Origin of the sequence: Sporosarcina psychrophila (assembly GCF_001590685.1) — a bacterium.
Lineage (GTDB): Bacteria > Bacillota > Bacilli > Bacillales_A > Planococcaceae > Sporosarcina > Sporosarcina psychrophila.
The window spans coordinates 4,663,552-4,674,191 of the sequence record NZ_CP014616.1; the positions used below are offsets into that span (position 1 = coordinate 4,663,552).

Sequence of the window (10,640 nt, forward strand, 5' to 3'; positions counted from 1 at the left end):
TTGGGCTGAGGAGGAACTCAGCTTTAGCCATGAAGTATCCGCGGCCAGCACAGCAGATCGAGTGGACAGAGTAAGCGACTATCTTGTAAGGTGGCAGTCGAATATGACGAGTAAAGGTTTCACGGACGAGCAAGTGGAAGAAGGGAAGAAGGTTGTCGCGAAGCACCTGGCTGACATCAAGTTGACATCCAAGACAGACGATTAGGTTTAGAGAATAGAACAGTTCTCTTTTACCGCATCGTGTAAAGGCCTGTTTGTTGTTTTTGTCGGCTTAAAGATCAAACTGGCCAGTTAGTTGAACAAATAGGGACCTGTCCGCTAATGCGAATTGGCCCCTGTTTTGCCCTGCTAATTTTTTGTCCTCAAAAAGAGTATCCGTTATATTTTTGGGGATGATTTCATTTTTTCAAAAGTGACGTTTGCTTCAGGGAATGTCCTATTTTCTCAACAATCGTTTCCACTTCTCGCGGATTAGTAAGAAGATCATAATCATTGATATCTAGACGTAATACCGGGCATGCATTGAACGAATTGATCCAATTCTCATAGCGTCCGTGCATCTCTTCCCAGTATGAAACCGGTGTCTCCTGTTCCATCACGCGACCGCGTTCTTTGACACGTGAAATGATGCCGTCAAGCGGTCCTTCCAAATAAACCAGCAAATCCGGATGCGGAAAATAGGGTGTCATAACCATTGCTTCAAACAGATTCGTATACGTATCATAATCAACCGGGTTCATCGTCCCTTTTTCCATATGCATTTTTGCAAAAATACCTGTATCTTCATAAATCGAACGGTCTTGGATAAATCCGCCGCCATATTCAAATATACGTTTCTGCTCCTTGAATCGCTCTGCCAAGAAGTAAATTTGTAAATGGAAGCTCCACTTTTCAAAGTCATTGTAAAAAAGATCGAGGTAGGGATTCTGATCGACATTTTCAAATGATGTCCTGAAATTCAGTGCATCCGCAAGTGCCTGCGTCATCGTTGACTTGCCGACCCCCACCGTCCCTGCAATTGTAATGACAGCATTTTGAGGGATGCCGTATTTTTCACGTAAGTTCATTCAATGTAACTCCTTTTCGTATCGTCGCATCGACAGTATCTAAAATGAATTGCAGATCCTCTTCGCTGTTAACGAAATCTAGATCATCTCCGTTGAACCGAAGAACAGGAATTTCAGGATGTGCCGATTCAAAATACGTGATGAACGTCTCGTAATCTTCCGCAAGTTGCTGCAAATAAGCGGGATCCATGTTTTTCTCAAATGCACGCCCACGCTGTGAAATACGCTTCATAAGTGTGTCTAGGCTCGCGTGTAGGTAAACAATTATATTCGGAACAAGCATGTCCTTCGTCAAAATCTTATAGATTTCCTCGTACTTCACATATTCTGTTGGATCTAATGTACGTTTTGCAAAAATGAGGTTTTTAAAAATATGATAATCAGCAACAACCGGTTTTTGTTCACTCAATATCTCGGTTTTAATATCGCTAAGCTGTTTATATCGATTGCAAAGAAAAAACATTTCGGTTTGGAAACTCCATTCCTCGATGTTGTCATAAAATTTATTTAAAAATGGATTTTCATCCACAATCTCTTTTAGCTGATGGAATTGCTGTGTGTCCGCGATTGCCTTGGAAAGTGACGTTTTTCCAACTCCAATCGGACCTTCGACCGTTATGAACGGAACAGACATCAGAAATCCTCCTTCACGTCGTCATAATATATAGTACTCTTTATTTTATCACACGGTTGAAATGAAAAATAGAGTGTAGCAAATGTTTCACACTCTTCAACATTCAGACTTTTTCCACGTGGAACAATTTTAAGGAACGGTGAAGCAGTGCCCTATATCCGGGATGGATGCAGCTTAATCCTTCCTAGCCGTACCGACTTCTGACCCCGCATCTGGACGCTGTAGTTAGACAACACCTCGATTAAGAAAACATCCTTCATTCACCACTAGATAATGCTACACTATCACCAAGGAGTGATGACTTTGGATACTTTTAATAAAGACCGGCTATATATGCAGTTGGCAATTGACGAAGCGATGAAAGCACAGGCTCTTGGCGAAGTACCCATTGGCGCGATCATCGTTCATGAGGATAAAGTAATTGCACGGGCACATAATTTGCGAGAAACCACCCAAAACGCAGTTACCCATGCAGAGTTGTCGGCAATTCAAGATGCATGTCAAGAAATTGGTAGCTGGCGCCTGGAAGATACAACTCTATATGTCACACTAGAGCCATGTCCAATGTGCGCAGGTGCTATTTTACAGTCTAGAATCCCACGTGTTGTCTACGGTGCTCGGGATCCAAAAGGCGGTTGCGTTGACTCACTCTATCGCTTATTGAACGATCCACGATTTAATCATGAATGTGATGTGGTTGAAGGCGTGTCGGCGGATGAATGCGGGGAGATGCTTACGGCATTTTTCAGGGCCATTCGTGAACGGAAAAAGAGTGACCAAAAGCGTAAGCGCCTTGATCAAGAGCTTGAATCCTAGACAGGAGAAAAAAGAAAACGTGCAGGACGTCGAATGACGCCTTGCACGTTTTCTTTTTTTAAAGGGTAATAACTTCTTTTCCACCCATATACGGACGAAGAACCTCAGGAATAACGACAGAACCATCTTCCTGCTGATAATTTTCAAGGATTGCCGCCACAGTACGGCCAATTGCTAGCCCGCTGCCATTCAATGTGTGAACGTATTCCGGTTTCGCACCCGCTTCTCGGCGGAAACGAATATTTGCACGACGCGCCTGGAAATCTTCAAAGTTTGAACAAGAAGAGATCTCGCGGTACAGGTTTTGTGTTGGAATCCACACTTCTAAATCATATTTCTTCGCAGCTGTGAATCCTAAATCTGCTGTACACATTTTTAGCGCACGGTATGGCAATTTCAATAACTGCAATACCTTTTCAGCGTGACCTGTCAATTTTTCGAGTTCATCATAAGAATCTTCCGGCTTCACGAAACGAACAAGCTCAACTTTATTGAACTGGTGCTGACGGATTAGACCGCGCGTATCACGGCCAGCAGATCCCGCCTCTGAACGGAAGTTCGTGCTATACGCCGCAAATGCCACCGGTAATTGTGCAACATTCAAGATTTCGTCGCGGTGGAAGTTCGTTACAGGCACTTCAGATGTCGGAATAAGGAAGTAATCCTCTTCGTTGATTAAAAATGCATCTTCCTCAAACTTCGGCAACTGTCCTGTACCCGTTAAGCTTGTGCGATTCACCAAATACGGCGGCAACATTTCTTCGTAGCCGTGTTCTTCAATATGAAGGTCAAGCATGAAGTTAATCAATGCGCGCTCAAGACGAGCTCCCAGTCCTCGGTAAAAAACAAAACGGCTTCCCGTCACTTTTGCAGCACGTTCAAAATCAAGGAGATTTAAATCCGTTCCCACTTCCCAGTGTGGCTTTGGCTCAAATCCAAATTCAGGCTTCTCTCCCCACACGCGAATTTCGACATTGTCGTCTTCGCTATCGCCAACAGGAACACTGTCATGCGGGATATTAGGGATACGCATCATAATATAATTCAATTCTTCCTCAACTGTGTGCAGTTCTTCGTCGAGTTTTTTGATGTCTTCCCCAACTTGACGCGTACGTGCAATAACGTCATCTGCATTTTCTTTATTACGCTTCATTTCAGCGACCTTTTGAGATACTTCGTTACGTTCCGCTTTCAAGGTTTCAACTTTTGCAATCAATTCTCTACGCTTATCATCAAGTGCTTGAAATTTATCGAGCTGAGAAATATCCTCTCCGCGTTTAGATAGCTTCTCTTTCACTTCATCAAAATTTGCACGGACTTTTTTAATATCTAGCATGAATAATTCCTCCTTAATTTTTAGACGATAATGGAAAGTGGACAACAAAGAAAAGCGTAAGGTGTCACTTAGCTCCGACAAGCGCTGAAAGGCTTGCTAACAAAGGTACTTTTTGCCTTTATCAGTAAGACGGAAGTGACTCGAGGGGCTGACACCTGAAGCTGGACAACAAAAAAAGCCCTCGATTCCCTATAAAAGGGACGAGAACTACCCGCGTTGCCACCCAAATTGACCGGACAACCAAGTCCAATCCACTCCATTGAAATAACGGCTCAACTGCCGGCTCAGGCCTACTAAACGTTTCAGCCCGGCTACTCAGGGACGGATTCACAAGTGTTTTTACCGGCTCACACCACCCGCCGGCTCTCTTCAAAAAACGTGCTTGTTACTGCTTCCCATCATCGTCTCATGTTTGAAATTACCCTTACTTTACTACAAGCTGGTTTTTTTGGCAAGTCACTCAAAGAAAAAATGTATCCGCTTTCTTAAGATTACTCTTTAAAGATATGTGCAACTTGTTCAAAATAATTTCTTTCGTGTGGAACAAAGTCGCTGAGACCAATTTCCGCCAATGTTCCATCGAAAATATTGATGCATTTAACTGTCATTACTTCATTAACGAAAAGGTCAATTAGTGCTTGTCGCTCCACGACATGGACACTTTCTACTTCCTCTTGTTGCAATGAAAATTCGCTTGCTGCAAAAGTTGAGTCATATAAGAAGACATTCGAAAACTCACGATCAATAAAGGTGGGCAATTTGATACTGTTCTGCACAACACCTTTCGAATGCAGCTTCGTTATATCGACTTCTATGCCTAATTCCTCTTCCACCTCACGAATGCCATCTGCCACAGTTTCTGTTGAGAGAATATGCCCTGCAGCGGTAATATCAAACAATCCCGGAAAGTCTTTTTTAATAGCGCTTCTTTTTTGAATATAGACAAACTGATCATCGACTAGCCAGCAATGGAAGGTTTCATGCCACAGTCCCTCACAGTGGACCTTGGCTCTATTTTCATTTCTCAAATAGGTATAGTTTTCATCGAAGACCTTTAATTGTTCCATTCTTATCACCCCTATAATTAAGTATACAAAAAAGCGAGGGATTTCTCCCCCACTTTTTTCTTAATTAATTACCAACCGCGTTCTGACATACGCTCTTCCACTTGAAGGGTTCCGATTTCTAACCCTTTCATCGGTTCACCAATGTCTTTAGACAGTTCACCAATCAGTTTATAGTCTTTGAAGTTTTCTGTTGCTTTAACAATTGCACGTGCAAATTTCTCAGGATTTTCGGATTTGAAAATACCTGAACCTACGAATACGCCATCTGCGCCAAGTTCCATCATAAGTGCGGCATCTGCAGGTGTCGCCACGCCGCCCGCTGCATAGTTTGTCACAGGTAGACGTCCGTGTTTTTTGATGGCAAGAAGGATTTCATAAGGTGCACCAAGATTGCGCGCTTCCGTCATTACTTCGTCGTCATTCATATGAACAAGTCTACTCACTTGGGCATTCACCATACGAAGGTGACGTACCGCTTCGACAATATTCCCCGTTCCCGGTTCGCCTTTTGTACGAAGCATTTTAGCCCCTTCACCAAGACGACGCGCTGCTTCTCCAAGATCACGAGCTCCACAAACGAACGGCACACTGTATGCGCTCTTCAGTAAATGGAATTCCTCATCCGCAGGAGTAAGTACTTCACTTTCATCGATATAATCAACACCAAGTGCCTCAAGTACGCGGGCTTCGGAAATATGACCGATACGTGCTTTCGCCATCACCGGAATTGAAACAGCACCTTGTACGTCCGTAATGATTCGTGGATCCGCCATGCGTGCAACACCGCCCGCTTTTCTTATATCAGAAGGGACGCGCTCAAGTGCCATTACTGCAATTGCCCCTGCCGCCTCCGCTATTTTTGCCTGCTCCGCATTAATGACGTCCATGATGACGCCTCCGTATTTAAAATTCATGTTACCTTCCCCCTTTTTTTATTGTCTAGAGTCCAGCGCCTAGAGGCTCGGAGGCCCACAGGATGTGGGTCACACAGACATTGCCGCAGGAAGCGGCGAATTTAGGCTGTGATCATTGAAAGCCGTGCCGACTATACGGCAAAGAACGCCGCTTGGGCCTGCCGGATGCAGGTCATGCAGTCGTTGCGACACGACGTCGCGAACTTAGACTGCCTTCCTATATAACCGTCTTATGCCTGTCGCCTCTGAACAGGCGCTTCCCTCTTTTCTTATTGTTCAGTATAATAGAATATGACCTTATTGAAACACCCAGTTCCAAACAAGTTGAAGGGGTCAGACGGAGTGGTTGCGGTGGAGATGCTATTAATCAAATTAGAAAAAAGTACAGATACGCCGCTATATGAACAAATGTACAACCAAATACGACGGGATATTACAGATGGAAAATTGCCAGTTGGCATGAAACTTCCATCTAAACGAAAACTTGGTGACTTTCTTGATGTGAGTCAGACGACGGTTGAACTTGCCTATGCACAGCTTGCAGCAGAGGGGTTTATTTCATCGAAACCTCGAAAAGGTTTTTATGTGCAGGCAATTGAAGAACTAGCTTACGCCCAACCGATGCAGCTGTCCGTAAAAAGGCCGGTTGAAAAAATTGAAGATATAACCTTCGACTTTTCACCCGGTAAAATCGATACAGAATCATTTCCTTTTACACAATGGCGAAAGTACGCAAAAGATGTGATGGACGAGTCTTCCAAGGATCTCCTGCTTCTCGGGCATCCTCACGGTGATTGGGAACTTCGTCAAGAAATTGCACGCTATTTATATCACTCCCGCGGCGTTGACTGTACGCCGGAGCAAGTCATCATTGGTTCAGGTACAGAACAACTTATGCCGCTTGTCATCCGCATTCTAGGAACGGCAGCGACATATGCAATCGAAGATCCCGGCTACCCGCTTACTCATCACGTTTTTTTCCACAACAACCGGGAAGCAATTCCGATTGCAGTCGATGAAGAAGGGATGGATGTAAGGTCTCTACAACACTCAGGTGCGACTGTTGCCTATGTGACTCCCTCTCATCAATTCCCTACCGGCATCGTCCTCTCAGCAGCGCGTAGGACTGCTTTATTGAACTGGGCATCATCAGGTGACGAACATTTTATCATCGAAGACGATTATGACAGCGAATTCCGATATACTGGAAGGCCAATCCCTTCCTTGCAAGGTATGGATAAAGGCGGCAACGTCATTTATTTAAGTACATTTTCAAAATCTCTGATGCCATCGCTACGGATTGCTTATATGGTGCTTCCCCTTATGTTACTAAGTCGTTATGAAAAAGCATTCATTCATTATTCAGCAACAGTACCAAGGCTCGACCAGCACATCCTGGCCCGCTTCATGGCTGACGGTCACTTTTCACGCCATTTAAATAGGATGCGGAAAATATATAAACGTAAACTTCAAGTTCTCACAGAGGCCCTGTCATCCTACGCTCCGCATGTTTCATTTTCAGGCGATGAAGCAGGCATGCACATTATTCTTACCGTCCACACTGAAACAAATGAAAGATCCCTAGCAATAGCAGCAAAGAAGGCAAGCATCCGCGTATACGGCTTAAACGGTTACAGAACAGCTCCCAAAGAAGGTGAACCATCCTTCCTTCTCGGCTTCGGCGGCCTTTCTACAGAGGCCATTAAACAAGCCATCGAGGATCTCATGTATGCATGGTCCATTGAAAAAGGCGAAGAATCCATTTAAGGATTCCTCGCCTTGATGTTTTATTTAAACAAACCTTTTACAAATCCTGTTGCACTACTCCAAATGCTTGCGAAAAAGTCACCGATTGCGCTCATTGTAAGCGAGAACCAGCCAGCCTTCTCAACTGCATCCTTCGTAACAACATCAGCTCCCGGATTAGTTGAATCAATGAAGCCATAATCCGTTCCTTCTGTTTTCACGAGATTGACATGACCGACAACTGTACCTTTTTTAATAGGTGCCTGAAGTGCATTGTCCTTCATTTTTGATTCATCAATCACAAGTTCAGGTACATAGAGATCCTTTTCACTCGTTTTCACCATCATACGGATCGGTTCCTTTACCTCTACAGCGACAGTTTTCGCTTTCCCTTTGACAACGTCGAGCGTTTTAGAATCTTTGAACTGATAACCAGCCGGAACAAATTCAACTTCTGAGAATTGACCGAAACCGTAGTCGAACAAAGCACGCGTCGCATCAAATCGTGCTTTGTACGAGCCTACACCTTTCGCATCAACCGCTTTCATAACAACTGCAATGACCCGTTTACCATCGCGTGTTGCCGTCCCGGTGAAGTTGTGCCCTGCAAAGTCAGTCGTACCTGTCTTGAGACCGTCAACGCCTTCGTATTCATAAACAAACCCTGGAAGCATGAAATTCCAGTTGTCCATTTTGATAGCATCAGAAGTACCTTCACGGAATATTTTTGTTTTGACTTTCGTCGTTTCCAAAACTTCCGGATAATCATGTAACAAATGGTAAGCTAGTTTTGCGACAGATTTTGCAGGCATGACGTTTTCGTCTTCTGCACCTGTCCCTTGTGGATGCATTCCTTGAAGGTCACTATTATTCAAACCCGTGGAATTGACAAATTTATAATCTTTCAAGCCAAGCTCTTCTGCTTTCGCATTCATCAGCTTCAAAAATTCAGTTTCTGTTCCTGCAATTGTTTCTGCAACGGCTATCGTCGCCCCATTTGCAGAATAGATGGCTACTGCTTCATACAATTCACGAATCGTGTATGTACCATCTCTCCGCAGTGGAACATTACTAAGCCGACGGTCTTGTGAAACCGCATATGTATAATCGTTCACTTTATATTCCTGATCCCAGCTTATTTTACCTTCTTCGATTGCCTCGAAAAGGATATATTCAGTCATCATTTTCGTCATACTTGCAATACCTAGTGGCGTATCTGCATTTTCTTCATATAATATTTTTCCACTTTCCGCGTCAATTAATATTGCACCATCTACATGGAGTCCTAGTGCTGAGTCGGCGTAAACTGGAACCGTCCCGAGTGTCATTATTAGTAGTAGCGGCACTAACAAAAATGCCACCCATCGTCTCATTTCTCGCTTCACCATAATACCTCCATCATTGCTATTTCCCTAAGTCATTTTATCATATTTCGGCTACTCTTTGGGTATTAAACCAAAAAAGCACCTTTCTGCTCATATGGAGACGCAGGAAAGGTGCTGAAGTTCCTTCATTCCGACCTAAAACTCAAAAAACATTAGTTCCTGGGTTAAAGCCTTTTATCAAAGTGAATAGTTCGGAGCTTCTTTTGTAATTTGTACTTGGTGTGGATGACTTTCACGTAATCCTGCACCCGTCATACGAATGAACTGTGCTTTTTCACGCAGATCTTGCAGATCTTTAGTACCGCAATAGCCCATTCCTGCACGAACACCACCGATTAGCTGATGAATCGTATCAGACAAGGGACCTTTGTAAGGCATACGCCCTTCGATTCCTTCAGGTACAAGTTTTTTTGCATCGTCTTGGAAGTAACGATCTTTAGAACCCTGCTCCATTGCAGCAATCGATCCCATACCACGATAGACTTTGAAACGGCGTCCTTGGAAAATTTCAGTTTCCCCTGGACTTTCCGTCGTTCCTGCGAGAAGACTTCCAAGCATGACAACATGTCCACCAGCAGCAAGTGCTTTGACGATATCACCAGAATATTTAATGCCACCATCAGCAATAATCGTTTTGCCTAACTTACGTGCTTCTGAAGCACATTCGTAGATAGCTGTAATTTGCGGAACACCAACACCTGCAACGACACGCGTTGTACAAATTGAACCAGGGCCAATTCCAACTTTGACAACGTCAGCGCCCGCTTCAAAGAGCGCACGTGTAGCTTCTGCAGTGGCAATATTACCCGCAATAATTTCAAGTTCTGGGAACCGCTGTCTGATCTGAGCAACTACGTCTAGAACACCTTTAGAATGCCCGTGTGCCGTGTCAATAACGATAACATCGACTTCCGCTTTCACAAGCTTCTCTACACGTACCATCGTATCAGTAGTAACACCAACAGCAGCACCAACAAGTAGTCGACCTTGTTTATCTTTAGCTGCATTTGGGAACTCGATTACTTTCTCAATATCCTTGATTGTGATCAAACCTTTAAGGATTCCATTTTCATCGACAATTGGAAGCTTCTCGATTTTATACTTTTGCAAGATTTTCTCTGCATCTTCCAATGTTGTGCCTACAGGTGCTGTCACAAGGTTTTCTTTCGTCATAACATCATCGATAACAAGTGAGTAATCTTGAATGAAACGAAGATCACGGTTCGTCAGGATACCGACAAGTTTTAGTTCTTCATTATTATTCACAATTGGAACACCAGAAATGCGGTATTTACTCATCAAATGCTCAGCGTCAAAAACCTGATGTTCAGGTGACAGGAAGAATGGATTAGTAATTACGCCATTTTCAGAGCGTTTTACCGTAACAACTTGTTCAGCCTGTTCTTCAATACTCATGTTTTTATGGATGACACCAAGGCCACCTTGACGTGCCATGGAAATTGCCATCTTCGACTCAGTAACTGTATCCATTCCTGCACTGATAACCGGAATGTTTAATTTTATCTTACTCGTCAGATTGACAGAGAGCGACACATCTTTAGGTAATACTTCAGAAGGTCCCGGTACAAGCAACACATCATCGAAAGTAAGCCCTTCACGCGTAAATTTTGATTCCCACATTTCAATATACCCCCTATTAGTTTCAATTGAATAT

General features: G+C 43.7%; 9 protein-coding genes and 1 other annotated feature. Of the genes, 2 read left to right on the forward strand and 7 right to left on the reverse strand.

Features of this window, described 5'->3' with window-relative positions; all coding sequences use genetic code 11:
* Positions 1-398 precede the first annotated feature (398 nt).
* Together AZE41_RS21930 and AZE41_RS21935 are read right to left on the reverse strand one after the other, a co-directional pair.
* A complete protein-coding gene (locus AZE41_RS21930; RefSeq protein WP_067213776.1) occupies positions 399-1,067 on the reverse strand; it encodes a deoxynucleoside kinase in 669 nt (222 codons plus the stop codon).
* Positions 1,054-1,701, reverse strand: a complete 648-nt coding sequence (locus AZE41_RS21935; protein ID WP_067213777.1) for a deoxynucleoside kinase — start codon at positions 1,699-1,701, stop codon at positions 1,054-1,056. The genes AZE41_RS21930 and AZE41_RS21935 overlap by 14 nt, the downstream gene beginning before the upstream one ends.
* A 303-nt stretch (positions 1,702-2,004) precedes the next feature.
* Here AZE41_RS21935 and tadA point away from each other — a divergent pair, with 303 nt between their 5' ends.
* Positions 2,005-2,517 carry a tRNA adenosine(34) deaminase TadA gene (gene tadA, locus AZE41_RS21940; RefSeq protein ID WP_197485348.1) on the forward strand — a complete coding sequence of 171 codons (513 nt, stop codon included), beginning with the start codon at positions 2,005-2,007 and terminating at the stop codon, positions 2,515-2,517.
* Between the two features lie 58 nt (positions 2,518-2,575).
* Here tadA and serS read toward each other — a convergent pair whose 3' ends face one another.
* The 3 genes from serS to pdxS all read right to left on the reverse strand — a co-directional run bounded on the left by serS (position 2,576) and on the right by pdxS (position 5,834).
* Complete coding sequence (gene serS, locus AZE41_RS21945; protein ID WP_067213779.1) at positions 2,576-3,853, reverse strand: serine--tRNA ligase; 1,278 nt, start codon at positions 3,851-3,853, stop codon at positions 2,576-2,578.
* A gap of 193 nt (positions 3,854-4,046) precedes the next feature.
* Positions 4,047-4,264 (reverse strand) — a binding site (T-box leader).
* Between the two features lie 80 nt (positions 4,265-4,344).
* Positions 4,345-4,920 (reverse strand): NUDIX hydrolase, encoded by a 576-nt coding sequence (locus AZE41_RS21950; RefSeq protein ID WP_067213780.1) that lies wholly within the window; start codon positions 4,918-4,920, stop codon positions 4,345-4,347.
* A gap of 68 nt (positions 4,921-4,988) precedes the next feature.
* Positions 4,989-5,834, reverse strand: a complete 846-nt coding sequence (gene pdxS / locus AZE41_RS21955) for a pyridoxal 5'-phosphate synthase lyase subunit PdxS (RefSeq protein WP_067213781.1) — start codon at positions 5,832-5,834, stop codon at positions 4,989-4,991.
* Positions 5,835-6,185: 351 nt separating this feature from the next.
* Between pdxS and pdxR the strand changes: the two genes are divergently transcribed.
* Positions 6,186-7,601: a MocR-like pyridoxine biosynthesis transcription factor PdxR gene (gene pdxR, locus AZE41_RS21960; protein ID WP_067214115.1), complete on the forward strand. Its 1,416-nt coding sequence runs from the start codon at positions 6,186-6,188 to the stop codon at positions 7,599-7,601.
* Between the two features lie 20 nt (positions 7,602-7,621).
* Here pdxR and AZE41_RS21965 read toward each other — a convergent pair whose 3' ends face one another.
* The gene (locus AZE41_RS21965; protein ID WP_067213782.1) at positions 7,622-8,968 is read right to left on the reverse strand and encodes a serine hydrolase; all 1,347 of its coding nucleotides are present in this window, start codon (positions 8,966-8,968) and stop codon (positions 7,622-7,624) included.
* 174 nt (positions 8,969-9,142) lie between these two features.
* Positions 9,143-10,606, reverse strand: a complete 1,464-nt coding sequence (gene guaB, locus AZE41_RS21970; protein WP_067213783.1) for an IMP dehydrogenase — start codon at positions 10,604-10,606, stop codon at positions 9,143-9,145.
* Between the last annotated feature and the right edge of the window lie 34 nt (positions 10,607-10,640).

Coding starts and splice junctions, on each gene's coding strand:
- AZE41_RS21950 (WP_067213780.1), bottom strand. CDS start 4,920: ATGGAACAATTAAAGGTCTTCGATGAAAACTATACCTATTTGAGAAAT.
- guaB (WP_067213783.1), bottom strand. CDS start 10,606: ATGTGGGAATCAAAATTTACGCGTGAAGGGCTTACTTTCGATGATGTG.
- serS (WP_067213779.1), bottom strand. CDS start 3,853: ATGCTAGATATTAAAAAAGTCCGTGCAAATTTTGATGAAGTGAAAGAG.
- pdxS (WP_067213781.1), bottom strand. CDS start 5,834: ATGAATTTTAAATACGGAGGCGTCATCATGGACGTCATTAATGCGGAG.
- AZE41_RS21935 (WP_067213777.1), bottom strand. CDS start 1,701: ATGTCTGTTCCGTTCATAACGGTCGAAGGTCCGATTGGAGTTGGAAAA.
- AZE41_RS21965 (WP_067213782.1), bottom strand. CDS start 8,968: ATGGTGAAGCGAGAAATGAGACGATGGGTGGCATTTTTGTTAGTGCCG.
- AZE41_RS21930 (WP_067213776.1), bottom strand. CDS start 1,067: ATGAACTTACGTGAAAAATACGGCATCCCTCAAAATGCTGTCATTACA.